Origin of the sequence: Psychrobacter sp. JCM 18903 (assembly GCF_000586475.1) — a bacterium.
Taxonomy (GTDB): domain Bacteria; phylum Pseudomonadota; class Gammaproteobacteria; order Pseudomonadales; family Moraxellaceae; genus Psychrobacter.
In genome coordinates this window covers 1-20,235 of the sequence record NZ_BAWJ01000011.1, presented here as the reverse complement: position 1 = coordinate 20,235, position 20,235 = coordinate 1, and the positions used below count along the sequence as shown (strand labels likewise).

General features: G+C 42.6%; 16 protein-coding genes and 5 pseudogenes. 8 read left to right on the top strand and 13 right to left on the bottom strand.

Going from position 1 to position 20,235, the window contains the following annotated elements:
- Nucleotides 1–352: 352 nt before the first annotated feature.
- Nucleotides 353–2,489: pseudogene (locus TT12_RS08935) on the bottom strand (lytic transglycosylase domain-containing protein).
- A gap of 387 nt (nucleotides 2,490–2,876) precedes the next feature.
- Here TT12_RS08935 and miaB point away from each other — a divergent pair.
- Nucleotides 2,877–4,365 (top strand): annotated as a pseudogene (gene miaB / locus TT12_RS08930) (tRNA (N6-isopentenyl adenosine(37)-C2)-methylthiotransferase MiaB).
- A gap of 184 nt (nucleotides 4,366–4,549) precedes the next feature.
- On the opposite strand, the gene TT12_RS08925 reads toward miaB, so the two are convergent.
- The 5 genes and pseudogenes from TT12_RS08925 to TT12_RS08905 all read right to left on the bottom strand — a co-directional run bounded on the left by TT12_RS08925 (nucleotide 4,550) and on the right by TT12_RS08905 (nucleotide 8,849).
- Nucleotides 4,550–5,047: a GNAT family N-acetyltransferase gene (locus TT12_RS08925; RefSeq protein ID WP_045454080.1), complete on the bottom strand. Its 498-nt coding sequence runs from the start codon at nucleotides 5,045–5,047 to the stop codon at nucleotides 4,550–4,552.
- A 131-nt stretch (nucleotides 5,048–5,178) separates the two neighbouring features.
- A complete protein-coding gene (locus TT12_RS08920; protein WP_045454077.1) occupies nucleotides 5,179–5,913 on the bottom strand; it encodes a LysE family translocator in 735 nt (244 codons plus the stop codon).
- 145 nt (nucleotides 5,914–6,058) lie between these two features.
- Nucleotides 6,059–7,278, bottom strand: a pseudogene (argE, locus tag TT12_RS08915) (acetylornithine deacetylase).
- Nucleotides 7,279–7,413: 135 nt separating this feature from the next.
- Nucleotides 7,414–7,899 carry a nucleoside deaminase gene (locus TT12_RS08910; protein ID WP_243443536.1) on the bottom strand — a complete coding sequence of 162 codons (486 nt, stop codon included), beginning with the start codon at nucleotides 7,897–7,899 and terminating at the stop codon, nucleotides 7,414–7,416.
- A 296-nt stretch (nucleotides 7,900–8,195) separates the two neighbouring features.
- Entirely contained in the window at nucleotides 8,196–8,849 is a 654-nt protein-coding gene (locus TT12_RS08905; RefSeq protein WP_045454074.1) for a UPF0149 family protein, read from the bottom strand.
- A 246-nt stretch (nucleotides 8,850–9,095) separates the two neighbouring features.
- On the opposite strand from TT12_RS08905, the gene TT12_RS08900 reads away from it, so the two are divergent.
- Both TT12_RS08900 and TT12_RS08895 read left to right on the top strand, forming a co-directional pair.
- Nucleotides 9,096–9,536 carry a hypothetical protein gene (locus tag TT12_RS08900; RefSeq protein ID WP_045454070.1) on the top strand — a complete coding sequence of 147 codons (441 nt, stop codon included), beginning with the start codon at nucleotides 9,096–9,098 and terminating at the stop codon, nucleotides 9,534–9,536.
- 116 nt (nucleotides 9,537–9,652) lie between these two features.
- A complete protein-coding gene (locus tag TT12_RS08895) occupies nucleotides 9,653–10,084 on the top strand; it encodes a cell division protein ZapA (RefSeq protein ID WP_045454066.1) in 432 nt (143 codons plus the stop codon).
- 82 nt (nucleotides 10,085–10,166) lie between these two features.
- Here the strand turns inward: TT12_RS08895 and TT12_RS08890 are convergent, their stop codons facing one another.
- The 4 genes and pseudogenes from TT12_RS08890 to TT12_RS08875 form a co-directional block, all read right to left on the bottom strand.
- Nucleotides 10,167–10,463 (bottom strand): hypothetical protein, encoded by a 297-nt coding sequence (locus tag TT12_RS08890; protein ID WP_045454062.1) that lies wholly within the window; start codon nucleotides 10,461–10,463, stop codon nucleotides 10,167–10,169.
- 251 nt (nucleotides 10,464–10,714) lie between these two features.
- Nucleotides 10,715–12,808, bottom strand: a pseudogene (gene glyS, locus TT12_RS08885) (glycine--tRNA ligase subunit beta).
- A 9-nt stretch (nucleotides 12,809–12,817) separates the two neighbouring features.
- Nucleotides 12,818–13,806, bottom strand: a pseudogene (gene glyQ / locus TT12_RS08880) (glycine--tRNA ligase subunit alpha).
- Between the two features lie 501 nt (nucleotides 13,807–14,307).
- Nucleotides 14,308–14,520, bottom strand: a complete 213-nt coding sequence (locus tag TT12_RS08875) for a PspC domain-containing protein (RefSeq protein WP_045454060.1) — start codon at nucleotides 14,518–14,520, stop codon at nucleotides 14,308–14,310.
- A gap of 547 nt (nucleotides 14,521–15,067) precedes the next feature.
- Here TT12_RS08875 and nadR point away from each other — a divergent pair.
- The 5 genes from nadR (at nucleotide 15,068) to TT12_RS15540 (ending at nucleotide 18,335) form a co-directional block, all read left to right on the top strand.
- Entirely contained in the window at nucleotides 15,068–16,162 is a 1,095-nt protein-coding gene (nadR, locus tag TT12_RS08870; RefSeq protein ID WP_243443534.1) for a multifunctional transcriptional regulator/nicotinamide-nucleotide adenylyltransferase/ribosylnicotinamide kinase NadR, read from the top strand.
- Between the two features lie 58 nt (nucleotides 16,163–16,220).
- On the top strand, nucleotides 16,221–16,952 hold the full coding sequence (gene pnuC / locus TT12_RS08865) for a nicotinamide riboside transporter PnuC (protein WP_045454057.1): 732 nt from the start codon (nucleotides 16,221–16,223) through the stop codon (nucleotides 16,950–16,952).
- A gap of 196 nt (nucleotides 16,953–17,148) precedes the next feature.
- Complete coding sequence (locus TT12_RS08860; protein ID WP_045454229.1) at nucleotides 17,149–17,601, top strand: Mpo1 family 2-hydroxy fatty acid dioxygenase; 453 nt, start codon at nucleotides 17,149–17,151, stop codon at nucleotides 17,599–17,601.
- A 357-nt stretch (nucleotides 17,602–17,958) separates the two neighbouring features.
- The gene (locus tag TT12_RS15545; protein ID WP_201605204.1) at nucleotides 17,959–18,141 is read left to right on the top strand and encodes a hypothetical protein; all 183 of its coding nucleotides are present in this window, start codon (nucleotides 17,959–17,961) and stop codon (nucleotides 18,139–18,141) included.
- Nucleotides 18,142–18,182: 41 nt separating this feature from the next.
- A complete protein-coding gene (locus TT12_RS15540; protein WP_201560489.1) occupies nucleotides 18,183–18,335 on the top strand; it encodes a hypothetical protein in 153 nt (50 codons plus the stop codon).
- Between the two features lie 155 nt (nucleotides 18,336–18,490).
- Here the strand turns inward: TT12_RS15540 and TT12_RS08850 are convergent, their stop codons facing one another.
- The 3 genes from TT12_RS08850 to TT12_RS15530 are packed head-to-tail and all read right to left on the bottom strand — an operon-like array spanning nucleotide 18,491 to nucleotide 20,182.
- The gene (locus TT12_RS08850; RefSeq protein ID WP_140412966.1) at nucleotides 18,491–18,907 is read right to left on the bottom strand and encodes a roadblock/LC7 domain-containing protein; all 417 of its coding nucleotides are present in this window, start codon (nucleotides 18,905–18,907) and stop codon (nucleotides 18,491–18,493) included.
- Nucleotides 18,908–18,915: 8 nt separating this feature from the next.
- Entirely contained in the window at nucleotides 18,916–19,449 is a 534-nt protein-coding gene (locus tag TT12_RS15535; protein ID WP_060491787.1) for a GTP-binding protein, read from the bottom strand.
- A gap of 4 nt (nucleotides 19,450–19,453) precedes the next feature.
- Nucleotides 19,454–20,182 (bottom strand): BLUF domain-containing protein, encoded by a 729-nt coding sequence (locus TT12_RS15530; RefSeq protein ID WP_201605203.1) that lies wholly within the window; start codon nucleotides 20,180–20,182, stop codon nucleotides 19,454–19,456.
- Between the last annotated feature and the right edge of the window lie 53 nt (nucleotides 20,183–20,235).

Sequence of the window (20,235 nt, the reverse complement as noted above, 5' to 3'; positions counted from 1 at the left end):
TCGTTTAGCTCATAGTGTTCGACGTATAAACACTGATAAAACTAAGAATAGAGCTAACAAAAATGTGTGCGTTGATTGATAAGCACTTATTATAAGCACGTATAAAAGACACTAATTGATGCAATGGTAGCAAAACGTTTTTTTTAATCTATAGCAGAAACGTAAACATAAGCTAATGATAGCATCAATAGTACAAAAATATCGCAACGTTAGCATGTCATCATCAGCGAGGTTGGGCGTCGAATTAGGCATCGCGTCAAGACAAAACTAGTTTTGATTGCACGATCAAAAGTGACATAAAAAACCATTAATGATTGCTCACGAATGGTTTTTTAATTTATACATTAGCATTTTAGAACGCGGCAGGTATCGTGCCCATGCGCTGGCTAATAGGCTGACTACGACCTAATAGACTGCTATAAATGGTGGCATTTTCCATCACGTGTTTAACGTAATTACGGGTTTCAGGAAAGGCAATCGACTCGACGTACTGGTCGGCTGCGAGCGAACCATATACTGGTTGCCAACGCTTGGCATTGTTCGGACCCGCATTATAGCCAGCCGTTGCCAACACAGGTTGACGGTTTAGCTTACCGAAAATATCACCCATATACCACGTGCCATAACGAATATTGGTATCGCCACTATTGGCACGGCTGGCACTATAGGTCTCACCTAAGTTACGAGCAATATATTTTGCTGTGTCAGGCATCACCTGCATCAAACCACTGGCACCAACATTTGAGCGTGCTGATGCAACAAAGCGACTTTCTTGACGCATGATGCCATAAGCCCAAGCAGGATCGATACCAGCAGACTGACTATAACGTACGACTGCATCTTGATGCGGCATCGGATGTGATAACGCTAAGCTGTCTACTCTATCAGTATTATCAACGGCATAAATTGCTCGGTCGAGCCAGCCATATCATAGGCTTGACGAGCAGCGGCAATAATCAAGTTATCATCACGCTTGTCGCGCGCCTGCTTTACCGCCCAGTTCCATTCACGATTGGCATAGGCACGGCTGGCGTCAGCATTATATAGAGCAAAAGCACGCGCAAAGTTGGCATCTTGCATAACCCGTGCGCGATCAGCGGTACTGACATTTGGTAAGTTATTACCACCCAAACGACTGGCATCAAAACGCTGACCCACTTTATCCTTTGCCATTAAGCCATAATAGTCATTATTTTTTGCCAAGTTTTGATACATTTTTTTAGCAGTATTACGCTTGTTAGCATCGCTTGATTGCTCGTAAGCGCGAGCCAGCCAATATTGCCACTGGTCACTTTTTTGGGTTTCAGCTCCATTTTTGAGATGGCTTCGACCACATCGTCCCAGCGGCTAAAACGAATCGCTGCCATGGCATAATCTTCGGCTTCTTCAAAATTAAAATCTTCGTCTAAGCTATTGCGAAACCAGTCAACCGCCTCAGCATTAAAACCATCATCCGTATTATGATTCATACGTTGCACCCCAAGGATGCGATACGCATAGCGACGAGTCTCCGCATTCAATAATTTAACTGAACGCTGATTGTCTTGCTTAACATCAAAATCTAACTGTAATGCAGCTTCACGGTAAGACTTATCAGCAACGCGTCCCATGGCATATAGATATAAGTATTGATTGTTTTGACTTGCAGGTTCTCGACTAAAACGGCTAAAAAAAGCAGACGGATTCAGTTGAATCTCACTCAATGCTGAATAAGCAATGGGCGTTCCTAAACGTGATGACAATGCCATAATGTCACCCGTTTTGCCTTTGCGTAGCATACGCTTGAGCCGCGCCGCGCGATCCTGATTGCTAATCAGCGCGTTATTATTCATCTCCATCGCGAGCTGGTCACACAAAGCTGGCTGCTTTTTGGTCGTCAACCAAACTTCAGACTTGGCTGCCATAGCCCGCATAGTATCGCCGCCATTATTGAACCCAAGCGCAACCGCACAGCGCTCACTGGCATCCGCATTGGTAATTAAATTCGCAACTTGGCGTACTGAGGCGTAATCATTGGAGCCTGCTTTGGTCTCAGCAAAATCCGCCACCAACTTTTCTGCCATCACCGTATTTGGATATTGACGCACAAACTGTGATACTGCCGCCGAACTTTGCGAATTAAGATCTAAATTCATCCGCCAATAAGTGGGATACATAGCAAACAAACCGCCACTCATCGCTTGCTCATAATTGTATAAGGCACTGACATCACCGCGTTCTGCCGCAATTGCCGCTGCTGTAAATGAGCTCACACCATTGTCTGACTGATAGCCACTGTTTTGTTGATAGCTGCCTTCTTGCTGATAACTGTCCTCTTCGCCCCACGTCAGCTCAGCACAAGCCACCTGTGACAATCCTAGCGCACTCACTGCTGTCGCCAAACTTAACGCACTGACTCGTAGCGTCCTTGCTTTCATTCGTTTTACATCTTCATTTTGCTTAATAGATTCTCTATCCTTGATGCTATGAGCAACCTGCGGCTTTGTCATACTGACTCTCTTTGTAATGTGTCCAAATGATTTGGCTAAATAATATATTTAGCATAACAATGCCAAAACGGCGTAAATCGCGATTTAATTAATCGCGCTAATATGGTCGCATTCATCATACTATACTCGTTGCACTTTCAACCATCACCTTTACCTTTTGTTAATAAATACGATAGCACGGTGTAACATAGAAGTGATAGCAAGCCATAATTTTTGCCAAACGCGTTACTAGCAGCAGTAAATAATTGATACTGTTATAAATAATTGATCATAACGACCAACAATTGACTCTGCTAATTTTTCACATTGTCATAGGGTTGTGATAAAATACGCCACCTGTTAATCACCTATCACGCTATATTTTTAGTCAATCATGGACTTATCCTTATGAGTGTTACTGTATTTAATCCCCGCATCGATGACACTGCTGTCGCTGAAACAGCCGCTACTGCACCTGCTGTCACTGCACTCAAAGAATCAAGTTCAGCCCAAGCACCTGTCAAAACAGCGACTAAGAAAGTCTTCGTCACCACGCAGGCTGTCAGATGAACGTCTATGATTCTGGCAAAATGCTGGACGTGCTCGGTGATTCACACGGTATGGAAGTCACACACGATATCGATGAAGCCGATGTGCTGCTGATGAATACCTGCTCTATCCGCGAAAAAGCGCAAGAGAAAGTATTTTCAGAATTGGGCCGCTGGCGCAAACTAAAAGAAAAACGCCCTGACCTCGTCATCGGCGTCGGTGGTTGCGTGGCCTCACAAGAAGGCGATAATATCCAAAAACGTGCGCCTTACGTCGACATGGTGTTTGGCCCGCAAACCTTGCACCGTCTGCCAGAGCTGTATGATCAATCACATGAGCAGCGTGAAATCGCGCCTAAAAACCGTATCGGTACGATTGATGTGTCATTCCCGAGTATCGAAAAGTTTGACTTTTTGCCTGAGCCAAGAGTGGAAGGGTTTAAAGCCTTTGTCTCCATCATGGAAGGTTGCTCAAAATATTGCTCATTTTGCGTCGTTCCTTATACCCGCGGTGAAGAGTTATCACGTCCACTCGATGACGTATTGGCTGAGATTGATAGCTTAGCGGCGCAAGGCGTGCGTGAAATCAACCTATTGGGTCAAAACGTCAACGGCTATCGCGGTGAAAAAGACGATGGCAGTATTTGCCGTTTCGCTGAGCTGTTACATTATGTCTCGCATGTCGATGGTGTTGAGCGTATTCGCTATACGACCAGCCATCCGCTAGAGTTCACTGATGACATTATTGATGCCTATGCACAATTGCCAGAGCTGGTTTCTCACTTGCATCTGCCTGTTCAAAGTGGCTCAAATGCTATCTTGCAGCGATGAAGCGCAATCACACGATTGATGTCTATATCAATCAGATTAATAAGCTCAAAGCCATTCGTCCTGATATTCACTTATCAAGCGACTTTATCATTGGCTTCCCTGGTGAGACCGATCAAGACTTCCAAGATACATTGAACTTGGCAAAAGAACTGAATTTCGATCACTCTTACAGCTTTATCTACTCTAAACGTCCGGGCACGCCAGCCGCTGAGTTGCCAGATGACGTGAGTTTCAAAACTAAAAAAGAACGCTTGGCTGAATTCCAAAAAGTCATCATTGATTCGACACTTGCGAAAACGCATGAGATGGTCGGCACCACGACACGTGTCTTGGTGGAACAAGTTGCCAACCGTCATCCTGACTGCTTAATCGGCACGGCAGATAACACTCGTACAGTTATGTTCCCTCATGATGTCGAGAAAATGGATGAGATGTTGGGTAAACTCGTGAGCGTACGTATTACTGATTTCGTCAGTCCACATATGGTCAAGGGTGAGCTAATAGAAGTATTGGCGTAACCGTTAAATTATAAGTTTGAGTAAAAATAAAAAAGCCGTTCACTATTTATAGTGAGCGGCTTTTTTATTCATAAAGTGGGTTAGTTTTATCAAGCTCTCAAAGAGAGTGCAAACGATACTTAACTTTCGAAATGATTGCTATAAGGGCATATTAAGATATTGACTTATGAACACAATAAAAGTGCTATAACACAAAACACTTCATTAAGATCTCATCAATATATTCCTCATTATCTTTCAATGCCATTGGTTCTATTCCATAAGTTTGAAAACCAAAATTTTTATAGAAATTAATAGCAGGCTTATTATCATCAGCTACAGTAAGTAAAATTTGTTCCACATATTTTTTACTATACTCCACAACTTCCCTAAGCAATTGACTTGCTATGCCTTTTTCTCGGAATTCAGGTTCAATGAATACACTGGATAGATACGCTTTATGCGAAAACTTTATTCCCGTCTCTTGTGTGAAGGTGGCTAAACCTATGATTTTATTTTTATGATAGGCGCCAAATACAGTTGAACTTGATAAGCAATTTTCAAAAAAAATTGGTGGTTTTGCTACTTCTGCTACATATGTAGACCCAAACATTCTTGGAGATTTTTCTAGAGCTGAAAGTCTGATAGTTCTGAAATCGTTAAGCTCATTAACACTTAAAATTTTTATCTCAATATTTAACATACGATCATCTGCCCAATCATAAAATACCTAATAGATCAAACTAAGCTACCTGTCTCAGTGTGCAGGGTGAATTACTTTTGTCAAACTCACGTAGAAAGCGCCGATAAAACGTAACCTGCTAGATTCGTTCTTTAAACCATAAAACTATTTATAACTTCAGCCAATAAAGCGGCTGCAATGATGATAAATATGACGCCGCAACCACGATTTAGCCACGCTAAACGATTGCCAACATCGAGCCAACTTGCCAGTTTTGTACCACCCAAGGTATAAACGATTTGCCAAATTGTTTCACTTAAGAACAACCCTACCGTTAATAGAATATATTGCGGCCATAACGGCGCACTAAAATTGATAAATTTGGGGAAGAAAGCGGCAAAAAATAAGATGGCTTTGGGGTTAGATAGCGATACCCAAATACCTGTACGAAACAAGGTCACATTGCTTGGCGAGATTCTCACCGCTGCGCTTGAGAGCGAACGAGGCTGCGGTGTACCAGCTGTATCTTCACTGCCAGAAAGAGAATATTCAGCCGCGACTTCTTCGCTCATTTCACGAGCATCACTCATCAAGCTGCCATTGCCTGCATCACGCCAAGAGCTAATACCCAGATAGATTAAATAAGCCGCACCCACTGCTTTAATGACTGTCAACAACCAAGGCGACTGGCGACTAATCACATCGAGTCCAAGTAGGGTCGATAGCAGCAAAATAAACAACCCAAGGCTCAGTCCTGCCAGCGTCCACAATGTGCGCTTTACGCCATAGTTCATGCCATACTGAAACGCGAGCAGCATATTGGGACCTGGGGTCGCTGAAATAAAAAACGTACTTGCAAAGAATACTGCAAACAGATGCCAAGACATCGACCAACCCCTACTTTATTATTTATAAAAATTTATCACAGTAATGCCAAACTGCTAAAAAATAAACACCGCCATAACGACGGTGTCTCTTCTGCTAACTCGTCACTTGCTGATAACAGAAAGGAACACTTGCTGATTTAATCCATCAATTGATCGTACAGCTGTCTAATAACTTCTGTAAAAAACCATCACAGCGCTCAATTTCACTCAGCTTAACGTATTCATCGGCTTTATGTGCTTGCTCAATACTACCGGGACCGCAGATAATCGTTGGGATGCCAGCATTGGTAAATTGCCCGCCCTCAGTTGCATAAGCCACTTTATGACGCTCTTTATCTCCAGTCAGAGCGGCTATTAACGATTGCAATTCAGCACTGTCGTTATCAGTCATTGCCGGTACGCTTTCTTCTTGCATCAGCTCAATGCCGGTATCGGCAGCACGTGCTTGCATCTGGGCATTTAATTCTGCCACTTTCGCTTGAATCGGTGCAAGAATATCCTCTTGTGTCATATGCGGCAGATTACGATAGTCAAAGGTAAACTCGCACAAATTAGGCACAATATTGGTCGCGGTACCACCTCGAATCGTGCCTACAGACAATGTGGAATAAGGCACATCGAACAGCGCATCATTATCACTGCGATGACTAATCTCTTCCGCCAATCCATCGACATAACCAATCAAACGACTGGCATAGCTGATAGCATTGACACCTTGGGCGGTCAATGACGAATGCGCAGACTTACCATGGACGCGGCAACGATAAACGGCAATGCTTTATGTGCCACAACCATCGTCATATTGGTTGGCTCACCGACGATACAATAATCAGGGGTGATACCACGCGCTTTCAAATCTGCCAGTATCAATGGCGCACCCAAACAGCCTACTTCTTCATCGAATGACAATGCTAAATGCAGTGGACGACGTAACTGACCGCTATTTGATAATTGCACAGCGCGTGGTAATAACGTCAATGCACAAGCGATAAAGCCTTTCATGTCACACGCACCGCGTCCATATAGCTTATCGCCACGTATCGTCGCGGTAAAAGGCTCTGATGTCCATGCTTGCCCGTCGACTGGCACTACATCGGTATGACCAGATAGCACCAGACCGTGATTGACTTCGTCAGCGTTTGCCCCTGCTGGCACAGTAACGAATAGATTGGCTTTGTTTTTGGCTTCATTAAAAGTCAAATCTACTATCAAACCTAATTGTTCACAGTACGCTTGCACATCTTCAATCAAGGCTAAATTTGAATGGCGACTGACCGTATCAAAAGCAATCAAACGCGTTAGCCAATCGATACTATGCGCAGGGTAAGATGTATTTTTGAGCTGATTATTATTGTTCGAAGTCATGAAATATCCTTATCACGATATAATACCGATTTTAGAAATACGGTTAGCGATGTTAAATTTTCCAAGCCCACTAGATGTAGTATTCGCACTCGTTTTTCGCTACTGCAATTTCTGGAATGGTAAACATAGAAAGCGTTAGCGTCTGTGAAATGCGCGCTGTTGCAGCGCCTTTACTTCTGCATCTAATCCAGCAATCGGACCTTGTACTGATACATTTGGTGCTACTTCTTGAATACTTAATGAGTTAATTGGTGATGTTGATGTCACGCCCATCTCCTCCATCCATTCGCCAAGCTGTTTTGATGAGCTGACATAAACAATATGACCAAGCCCTGCCCACGCATGAGCAGCGGAGCACATGGCACAATGCTCGCCTGAGGTATAAACCACAGCGTTAGCGCGCGCCTCCGCTGTCATATTTGCTGCTGCCCATTTGGCAACGGCAATCTCAGGATGATAAGTAGCATCGACAGAATTGGCTCGGTTACGATCTTCATGCAGCACATGACCATCGCCGTCGACCAATACGCTACCAAATGGCTGATCGCCCGCCTCTAAAGCTTCAGTAGCAAGCTCTACGCAGCGGCGCAAATACATCATATCATTAGCGGTAATCATCATAATCTCTCTTCTATTACCTAAGCGCCAGTAATGACCCTTAAAATCTCTCATATCTTTTTAGAAAATACTCGGGCGTGTCCTCATTTTGAAAATGGTGATAAAAATGAGATAAATGATAGCCAAATCAGAAAAATAGCGCAGATAATATCGGGACATTAACCAGCTATTTGACGTAGTTTTGCAAGATTTGACTATTTTTAGCCCATTTAGTCGCTTTCTCTTAGATTGAGGACACGCCCTAGCATGGATGATAAGTTGGCTTTTATGACAGATTGCTTCTTACGATGGCGTCTTTATTATGAAGGACGGTTTTGATTCATCGCATCAACGACTGGCGGCATTGGCTTTGGTAACTTGCCTTCTGCCTGCAGCTCTTTGGTGGTTTTGGCATCGATAGCCAGTCCAGCAATCAGGGCAATATCTTTAACAGGTTTACGCTTGCGGGTGGCAAAGCTCACTGGTACCATGCGCGCAAACTCATAAATATGCAGATAAGACTCTTCGCCACCTTCAAAGTTTTCATCATCCTCTAGTCGAATACCACCGATTTTAGCCAAATCAGACAGCATCTCATTTTCGTCACCACTGAGACCACAGTCGGTAATCCCAAAACCCGTCATAAAACCATTTGCCCACTGTTTCAATGCCATCACGCGCTCGTACAAATCATGTTCATCATCTGGCACTAATGGCGTATAAGAATAAGCATCGTCTTTGTCTTTAAGCTGAAAAACCGTGTCTTCCGCTTCTTCTGTTAATAGTGTCAATGCCTCGTCAGGTAAAGGCGCAAAACTGAGCTCCTCAAAGACCTTAGCCCATACTTGCTCATCAGGCGCATTACAGGCAGTCATCAGCCCTGTCATCAAGCCATGCACTTCGCTGATAGAGACGTCAGTCCAGTCATCAAAAGCAGTCAGCCATGTATTCCAGCCAGATATATTGTCATTCATAATAGAGGTCCTAGTGATTGATTATTGCTTAAAAAATATTGCTTAAAAAATAAAAACAGACGGATAAAATAGGTGTGAGACATCGCTTGATATTATCAATCAAACCATGGCTAATAAAAATAAACAAACAACGTCTAATATAGGTAATTACTTTGTTGATATAGATATTATGCGGTCACCTATGGCATTATTAAACGCAGAGAACAAAATTCATTCACGCTTACTTGTTAAGGATAAAAACTGACTATGTATGATCAACTTAGAATATTAGAAAAAATGATACTCGACATAAAAAAACAGTATCAGCTTGTCAGTGCTGAACTTAGCAGCCTCAAACAGCATCCTGTTAGCGACCCTAAAGAGCTTGCAGCATTAACGACCAAGCTCAACACTAGCCATAGCGAACGCGACAGTGCCAAAAAACAATTGCACGATCTCGACAAGCGCTACCAAAGCTTGGCTGAAGCGCATCATATGATAGGCGAAGAGCAAGACAAACTGCAAAAACAGGTCAGCCAATTGCAACAACAAAACAGCCAGTTACAGCAACAAAACAATGAATTAAAGCAGCAATATAGCGATATTAAACAGCAAAACAGTGAGCTGCAGAAAAAGAATCAATTGGCAGCTGAGCGTACACAAGTTGTATTAAAACGCTTAACCCACATCGATCAAGTAGAAGGCTGATCAGGAATAGCAATAAACGATGACCGATCATTACTACTTGCTAATGAAACCGACAAAATCAAAACGGTAATATTTTATATTACTCATTTTACTGACCAGACATTGTAGGATTTATCATGACCGATGACCACAAAAACTCTATAGAAAAACAGCCGAAAAATGGCCAACAGCAGAATATTTCTTCTAAACCACAACCAGTCGCTGCAACTGGTTCAAATACGTCGAGTGCTACTGTGAAAACCACTATCCCTGAACCACAAATCAAAAAGGTTGATATTGCAATTGCGGGTGTCACTTATCCTATTTATTGCCCAGTACACGAACAAGAAGAGCTGCTCTCAGCTGTCTCGTATATCAATAACCATGCACTAGATCTCAAACGAGATGCGCCAAGCCTCAGTCAAGAAAGTATCTTAGTACTGTGCTGCTTGAATTTGTATGAAAAAATACACACCAATCAAAGAAGCGATGAAGATCGACTACAGCAAGACAAACAATCTGAAGCGCTATTAAATAAAATTATGAAAGACGCACAGTCTGTTTTATAAGCGCATATTACGCGACGAAACAATAAGCGCTTCGCTCTGATGAGCCAAGCGCTTTTTTATGCCCAAGCCATAATCTAATTGTTTATACGTTAGGGTTATAAACCTTACCTGCATGAAAATCTGCTTGATGCTCATAATTGCAAAAAAACAATGCTTGGTTTTCGCCAATAGCACTCTCACTATTTGCAGCCAAGTTGGGCTTGGTTTCAAGGACGCCGCGGTATTCAGCTAAGCTGTTGCCACAAAAATTGCACTGACGCGGTGTGATCACATCCCCTTTTTTTGGCATCATGCTTTTGGGCGCACGCGGGTACATAAATTTATAAAACCCCCACATTACTATCCAAATAACGATGATGATAATGATAACAGCAAACACGGCAGTGCTCCTTTGAATATGAGTAAGCGCTATGAATGATAAAAGCCGCTTGGCGGATTATTCAATACGTCTGAACAGTATAACTTAACCAGCAATACTGACAATAGTGCTATGTTTTAGCGAGTTAATTGCCTAGCTATTTATCATGGTAATTTATCAATAAATGCCATGATACGGTGTAAAAAACTGGCCATAGCGGGCCAGTTTTTATATTAAACAGAAAATAAAGTGAGCGATTTATATTAGTGAAACTATAGCTGCAGCTCACTGATATCAGCGACGGTTAAAAACAATGCGCGTACTTGCTTAAGCAGCGCTAAGCGGTTGTTTTTCAGGGCAGCGTCTTCACTATTGACCATCACATTATCAAAGAACTGGGTCAACGGCTCATCTAAGCTGGCCAGCGTTTGCAATACTTGTGTATAGTCAGCCTGCTCAAGCAATGGTTGCACCGCTGTCTGTGCTTGACGTACGCTGCCGTATAAACTTTGCTCGGCAGATTCAGACAATAGCGCTTCATCGACATTATCAGCGACACTCACTTCTGACTTGGCTAATATATTGGCAACACGCTTGTTTGAATCAGCCAACATCGAGGCTTGTGGTAATTCGCTAAACGTTTGAACGGCGCGAATACGCTGATCAAAATCAAGCGGCATATGCGGATTAATCGCCTGTACTGCCTGAATGGTGTCGACGCTAACGCCTTGCTCAGTATACATCGCCCGATAGCGCGAGTTTAAGAACGCCATGACTTGAGTAAAGGTATCACCCATCTTGCAATTTTACTACCATCGCCAGAGCTATAGCCTTTAATCGCTTGCTCGACCAACGCTACTAGATTAATGGGCAACTGCTTTTCAATCAAAATACGCAAGATACCGATTGCTGAACGACGTAAGCTAAACGGATCTTTTGAGCCAGTCGGCGCTTGACCAATGGCAAAAATACCCACTAGCGTATCTAAGCGATCTGCTAATGCTAAGCAAATGCCAATTGGCGTCTGTGGTAGTACATCACCGCTGAACTTTGGCAAATACTGCTCTTCTAAACTGGCAGCCACTGCTTCAGGCTCATTATTCAAACGTGCATAATAAGTGCCTGCAATACCTTGTAATTCAGGATATTCACCGACCAACGAGCTTGCCAAATCGGCTTTTGACAAAATACCCGCACGCACCGTTTCATCGATATCAATCTGCTGACCTTGCTGTTGCATCAAGGCGGCAATAAAGGCGGCAAGCTTGGCAATACGCTCAGATTTTTCCCAAATCGTACCCAGCTTGTCTTGGAAGACACGAGTTTTGAGGCTTTCTGTCAACGCAAATAATGGCTGCTTCTGGTCTTGTAAGAAGAAAAACTCGGCATCGGCCAAACGCGGACGCACGACTTTCTCATTACCTTCGATAATCTGGTTAGGATCTTTTGACTCAATGTTGGTAATAAAAATAAAGTAAGGCTGCAACTTGCCTGCTTTATCAGTTAAGCAAAAATACTTTTGATCCGCTTGCATGGTCGAGATAAGCGCTTCTTGCGGCACTTGTAAAAAACGCGGCTCAAAGCTTGCTCGTAGCGCAATCGGGAAATCAACCAATGCGGTGACTTCATCCAACAAATCTTGCGGCACAATAGCATCAGCATTGACTTCATCTGCTAGCGCTTTGACTTGGTTTTTGATCAGCATTTGACGCTTATCAAAATCAGCCACGACTTTTAAACTGCCTAGTAATTCTTCGTAGTCATTGGCGTGCGCAATCTCATGATAGTTAGGACTATGGAAGCGGTGGCCACGAGTTTGCGTGCCTGTCTGATGGCCTTGGATAGTCGCATCAATGACAGTACTATCTTGCATCAGCACTGCCCACTGGACTGGACGCACAAATTCATTGCGGCTGGCACCTGAACGCATACGCTTAGCAATCGGTAAATTGTCTAGTGCTGTCTGGAAAATGGCAGCTAACAGTTCAGTAGTTGCTTGACCATGAATGACTTGCTCATAACCGACATAATCACCTTTGTCGGTGTTAATCGTTATCAACTCGCTGGCTTCAATACCTAAGCCTTTTGCAAAACCCATCGCTGCACGTGTTGGATTACCTTCCGCATCAAAGGCAGCTTTAATCGCAGGGCCGCGTTTTTTGCTCGCTACGATCAGGTTGCTTGTCGCTAATACCTTGAATTTGAAGCGCCAAACGACGCGGTGCAGAAAAGGCTTTGATACTATCGAAGCTGATTTCTGCTTCATTTAATTGTTCGGTGACACTCGCTTGTAGCGCATCACGTAGTGGCTTTAGGCTTTTTGGAGGTAGCTCTTCACACCCCAGTTCAAATAGAATAGTACTCATGGGATGCTCCTATTTATTGTTATTAGTAGATTGGTTGTTATCAATAGCTTGATTGCTTTCTGTATTCTCAGCGGCTTGTTCTTTTGGCAAATACTTATCAAGCGCCGCCTGACGATGTGCTTCGTCTGCCAATGGAAAACCCAATTTTGCGCGTGCTTCAACGTAACCAATGGCAACCTTACGGGCAAGCGTACGCACACGTAGGATAAAACGCTGACGTTCGGTCACTGAAATCGCACCGCGCGCATCGAGCAAGTTAAAGGCATGCGAAGCTTTTAGTACCATCTCATAAGCAGGTAATGGCAAACCTTCGGCAACCAATTTATCTGCTTGCTGCTCATAAAAATCAAACATCTGACCCATCATTGGCACATCGGCGTGCTCAAAGTTATAAGTCGACTGCTCAACTTCGTTTTGATGGAAAACATCGCCATAAGTGACGCGACCAAACTCACCATCTGCCCAGACCAAATCGTAAACGCTGTCAACACCCTGCACGTACATTGCCAAGCGCTCAAGACCGTAGGTAATCTCGCCGGTCACTGGAAAACACTCAAGGCCGCCTACTTGCTGGAAGTACGTAACTGCGTCACTTCCATACCGTTGAGCCAAATCTCCCAGCCTAGTCCCCACGCACCCAGCGTTGGCGACTCCCAGTTGTCTTCAACAAAACGCACATCGTGCACCAGTGGATCGATACCAATGGCTCTTAGCGAGTCCAAATACAACTCTTGGATATTGGGTGGATTTGGCTTAAGTACCACTTGGAATTGATAATAATGTTGCAAACGGTTTGGGTTATCACCGTAGCGACCATCGGTTGGACGACGCGATGGCTGCACATAGGCAGCATTCCAACGCTCAGGACCTAACGAGCGTAAAAATGTCGCGGTGTGAAAAGTACCCGCGCCGACTTCCATATCATAAGGCTGCAAGATAACACAGCCCTTATCTGCCCAATAATTCTGTAGGGTTAGAATTAAATCCTGAAACGTCATCGGTTGAGGGTCTGTATTTTCTATCATCGGAGTTGTCGCTTGGGATGTCATAGTTTGGGTTTTCATAGTAAAGCCACTGTGGAATGGATATTTATAAATAAAGTTTTGATAGCACTCGTATAGCCTATTCGGCAACGACTCTATTTGCCTGCTCACCTTACTAAAAATTGACTATTTTATCTATATTTACATCAATTAAATTTATGCTGCAGACCTAAACGAGTCGTTATAAGGCTCATTTATAATCAAACTGCTGCAATATAGGAGGCACAAAAGTAGCAGATAAAAAAATACCCAAATGCGCGAGCATCTGGGCAGGAGGAAAAGTATGTCTTTGGTATCCTGATAAGTCAGGCTTTTTGTTTTTTAGTCGAACTGCTATTCTTTTTTTTGCTAAAAATCTATCTGAGCTAATCTCGATAGTGATGCTATCAAAATGATAATATTAAAATGGTACTGCTACTAAGCTATTAAAAAGATACGAGCAAATATAAAAAAATCTTATTGGTAAGACGCACTAGTCGCTTTTGGCATGATTATCCATAAAATTATATAAATTAAGATGCCAGGTACTGCTGCACTCAAGGATGAGATAATCACGAATAATACTCTCACCCAAGTCGGTGACCAGCCAACGTATTCGGCAATGCCGCCCATCACACCTGCTATCATGCGATTGTTCTGTGAGCGATGTAGTTTTGCTAGTTTAGCCAAATCAAATACCTCTCTATCATTTCTATTGTTATTTGAAATTCTGCTTTTTTTCTTCTGTTTTTATTCCGATTGTAGTCAGGAAGCTGCTTAGCCTTCTTAACTTATGAATAAGTATAGCAACTATTTAATATTTATCTGTTGAACGTATAGACGTACTTTGTGAGTTTATGCTAACCAAGCTTGCCCTAATCTGTCATAAAACCTCATAAACTGCTGATTTTAAATAGTTATTTCAAAATGTTTCACAATTAGCTTTGTTGCTGCCATATTACACATCTTGTTACAAATTCAATACTTAGCCATTTTCAGCACATAGATATTGTGTAAATGGAATCTCAGAAATGGTGAGATACTCAAACAATCACAGTTAAATTAATAACTTGGTCATATTTTTATCAGAAAAAAGTCGTATAAAAAAACACCCCTTTACAATAACCTACCTGTAAATCGCCTTAAACCTTTATAACATGCTGGTAAATAGCAGATATCCTAGAAGTCTATCGATAAAATTAGTGCGATGAAGCATGACTAAAAATTAAGGAAAGCTATGTACGAGTCAGGATTGATGATTGGACATTTTGAGCCACTACATTTAGGTCAAATGCGCAGTATATTGGCTGCAGCAGGACAAGCGAAAACCTTGCATATTATCATTATGGCGCATCCAGCACCGCATCTAGACTTTGACATTACTTTGCAAGACAAAGCACGTTGGCTACAGATGGCGTGTGCTGATTTGCCATTTATCCAGATTCATACCACTCATGAGATTGAGCTGCCGCTACATGATAGCTTCGTTGATGTGACAATCAACATTCCAGCCAGCAATGCCAAACTACAACGTTTAGCGACAGCGCTCGACTTACCAGCAGATACAGTCTTGTTTGTCGCAGAAAACCACCCATTGGCGCAGAGTGATGTCTATGAGCGATTATCGATACCAGTCGTCACGACCCCGTTACAGCCTGAGTTTGATTCTTATGCCATCGCTCGTAATCCAGTCGCGCATTGGTCAGCTATTCATCCCCAAGCGCGCGGCGACTATACCAAAACGGTGGCAATTGTCGGCGGTGAAAGCTCAGGCAAGACCACATTGGTGCATAAACTGGCCAATTATTATGGCGCCAGCTTTGCTTTAGAGATGGGACGCTTATATGTCGGTACAGATTTGGGCGGTAGTGAAGTCGGTCTACAATACAATGACTATGGTCCGATTGCCCTTCAGCATGCTCAAGCTATAAGAGATGCGGCGGCTAATGCGACCGCTCCTGTCACCATCGTTGATACCGATTTTGTGACCACTCAAGCATTTTGTGAAGAATATGAAGGTCGCAGCCATCCTTTTGTGGCGGCTTGTATCGATGAGTTTCGCTTGGATCATACCATTATGCTAGATAACAATACGCCATGGATTGATGATGGCATGCGCTCATTGGGCACGCCTGAGGCGCGTGGACGCTTTGAGCGACGTCTTGTCGATATTTTTGCTCGTCATGATATCAAACCACACATGTTGATCAGCCAGATTACGATGCGCGTTATCAGCAAGCGCTGCTGCTTATCGATCAGTATGTTTATGGTAGATAGACGACAGGGTAAAAATAGCGATGGCAAGAATAGCGATAATACAAAAATAATATGATACTAAAAAATAAAATAAGAACTCATTGTAGTTTTAATACTTTAAGGAAAAAGGCTTTATGCGTATTCAGCTATTAGATAATATTACTGGAAAGTGGGCGATGCAATGGATTGTCACTTGGTTCATTTGCGGGGTAATAGCATTATCCACAGGTTTTTGGCTCACGACAGAACACACCACACTTGATATGTTTTATTTGGGCGTGTCTTTCGTTGGTTTGGTCTGTGTGGTTTCGCTATCATTTCGCAAAAACGTTATGGGCAACGGGCTGGGAATGGCAGCGACTGCGGGAGAAGTCGTCGTGCAGGCGACGTCTGGTGCAGTCGGTTTGATGCTCGCGCCACTTTTCAACTTTTTCACCCATGTCTACGGTATTTTTTATTGGTCAAAACATACCGATCCTGATGGCGACATGATACCAAAGGCGGCGAGCAAAGCGGTTTGGTTGATTACCGCCGCCTTTATTATTATTGGTCTCGCACTTTTCCCCACGGTAAATAATTTACTCGCCAGCTATGGCTATGCAGTGGTTGAAGATGATAATAGTAAATTCCTAGGATTTATCTCCTTCTTTTGGATCAACGTCATTGCTTTTGTCCTCTCCATTACTGCACAAGCCGCGATGATTTTGCGCTATTCATTTAACTGGTGGTTATGGATTATCGTTAACTTTGTCTGGCTCATCGTCAATCTAATGTCAGGCAATTACATTTTTGCCATTCAAACCATGATATATCAAATAAACGCCTTTATTGGTTTGTATGAATGGCAGCGCAGTGAACAAGGTTAACGGTTATCTTGTATGACACATAAGCGCTGATATCTTAAAAGAATAAAACCAAAGAGCTCGCAGATATTGGTAAATATGTTGATAGCGCTATAGGTTTTGACTGTGCCGTCTATCAGATAATGTGGTGGACTGGCTCAATTAGTGCTACAACTGATAGGAGAGATTTTTCAATTTATCTACTAACATGGAGGTTAGTATGTCTCGTACTCAGCAAAAACGCCTGTCTAAACTCACACTTGAGCAATGGCTTAGTGAATATTCTGTCAGTCATCAAAACCTAGTCAATAAGAAGATCCATTGGCTATGCGTTCCCACGATATTTGTCAGCCTGTTAGGCATGGGCATGTCGCTATCAGTCTGGTTTACCTTGGTACTTAGCGCGTTGGTATTGTTATTTTATATGCGTCTATCCACGCCGTTATTCTTGGCGATGGGAATGTTTATTCTTATTTGTTTGTCAGTAATGGCATTATTACCATGGGGCTTTAAGGTTTGGGCAGCTGTTTTTGTGGTTGCTTGGATTGGACAGTTCATTGGTCATAAAATTGAAGGCAAAAAACCCTCATTTTTTGAAGACTTACAATTTTTATTAATTGGTCCAGCATGGGTAGCTAATAGCTTGATGGGTCGTAAAAAAAGCCAAGCCTAACTATTTATCCTTGATAGTATCTTTAAGCTCAGTACCGTTAGAATTAGTACCTAAAAAACCACTATCTAAAACTGATATTTTGACTCAAAAAAGCACCGCTCAACAATCCGTTAAGTGGTGCTTTGTATATTACGCTATCAAAGAACAAATTATGAAAAATAAGCTATCAAAAAAATTATTGACTGTAATTAATTACTCTAACTTTCAGAACAATAACACTGTAAATATAGCGTCAAATAGCCACAGCAGAACCGTTTACTTCAGAATAGAACCATTCATTTTAGAATAGAGCCAACAGCATAAATTCAATCTATTCGCCCGATAGTTAATACGCGACAAGCCTCTAGCCTCTACGCAATGTATTATAGAAATTCTTCATTACGCGCCATCACCGATAGATACAGCACTGGCTGTCCCGTCCTAAACGTTGAGTTGGATTTTTCTGATCGACACATTGACTTAATCGAAGAAGGATATGAGCTCGCCGTTCGCATTAAGAGCTGCAAGATTCCAGCGACCAAGCAAAACGGCTGGCGCTGACTCGTTATTCGCTCTGTGCCAGTCCCGATTATCTGAGCAGGATGGGATTACTTGAGACGCTAGCAGATTTGGAGAATCATGAATTTTTACAATATGGTCTTGGCAAAAGAAGCAACCTAGAGCTGACTGACGAAGAAGGCACAATCACACGATTCATGGCAAAATTAATGCCGCTAATGGTGCGTTTTTGGTAGATATGGCCGTCAAAGGTCAATGCATTACCTTTATACAAGGTCGATATCTGAATACAGTGTCGATATTTGATCACGCAAATAATATCACATGTCTATCACAGTTGAATTATCGCTTATAGCCTACCGAATCCAGCAATCTTAGTTACTTATGCGCCTTACTCAGTGATAGCAGAAATGACACCAATCAATTTTTTGGTCTTATATCTTGCTTCTGCTAGTGCCATCTTATTCTGCGCTACCACGGTCAATACACACGGCTTACCGATATAGTCAGTTTTGACAAATAGCATATTCCCAGCAGTGGCTTCAACAATAGTGATGTCGCACTTACCCTGCTTCATTTGACTCGCGGATGAATCGCTCAGCGCTGATAGCGTGCTACTCATCGCCGCAAACTTGTCCGTTTGATTGCTCAATTCACTGATCGAAAAGCAACTAATGGGAAAGCCATCTGTGGTGCATAAGCTAACCAATATGACTTCTCTATTGGCATCACACAATGCTTTCATGTGGCTTAATAACGCTATTTTTGCTGGTGATTTTTCGTCTAATTTTTCTTTTAACATAGTCATATCTGGCATTAGTCTTGATTATTAAGGGTATTAAATAATGACAACAGAGACACGGCGGACTCTCTATTTCTAGGATCTGTATGGAGCACGGGTGCCACCACATTATGCTGCATCAACATCACTCTTATTTCTTGTCCCAGTGCTGAAAGACTATCTTTGTCAGCATCCTCGCAATGAGTGATACCAATGATACACGTGGTCTGATTTTTTTCTGGTGCAAAAAAGTGTAATAGCTTATCCAAATTGGCATAATCGGGTGTCTCGCCATATCTAATCAAAATGAGCAATCCCCATAGCGACTGATTGACGAATTCCCATAAAAAAGAAAAACGCTCTTGACCTGGCACACCGTAAATACCTAGCGCCATATCGTCAGACAGAGTGATGCGCCCATAATCGATGCCGACCGTCGTGTACTCTTTACCGATATCAATACTAGATTTTGCTTCTGTTTCGATGGGGCTTATCTCGCTTAGGGTTTTGACCAACCGAGTTTTTCCAGCACCTACTTCCCCAATGATTGCTAGCTTCTGATAATTCAATTTTTTACCTCATTCCTAAGAATTTTTTGATCGCACCATAAAATTTATTAGGTTTTTTCTCATTTACGGTTTGCTCATGTATCGGTGCTGGCTCTGTGACACTCAATAAACCTAAACGATCAAACTCTCTGATAATCTGTGTGACTTGGTGATGGCTGCCAAACTCACCACTGTCCGCTAGTGCATTAAACGAATAAGGCTTTTTAGTCAATTTGATACACAGGTTCATAATCATCTGCGGCTGGCTTTCATTGTTGAGATCAGGCCATGCCAGCAATCTTAAATCCTTACCTTCATAATACTTTTCAGGCACCGTATCAGATTTTTTTATATCAATAAACGGTTGAATACGTCTTTGTTGAGACTCATCAAAGCTGTTTAACACAGCGCTATTGTTCTCAATGAACGCATTAAAAAAGTTGCCTTGATCCACAAAATCAAACACGCTCACAGCCCAATTATGAAAGCTGCGTTTGATCACGCGCACATCCAAAAACACCCAAAGATCTTCATGTCTAGGATCAGAAGCTATCTTACTCATTAACTTGTCTACTTCCAGATAAGGGCCTTCTAGCACTTGCAGATACTGACCTTCACGGTAAGAGATGATACCCGTAATTTGCGATTTTGGATTGTGCTTACGAGAGACGCTAACGATGTCTGATAACCCAGTAGGCATTCGAATAGTGCGATCACTGATAGGCACTCTACTGACGTATGCAATACACTTCATTTTGCCACCACTTGATAAAACGGCTCACGCTCGTTAAGTTGTTACCACTGCCT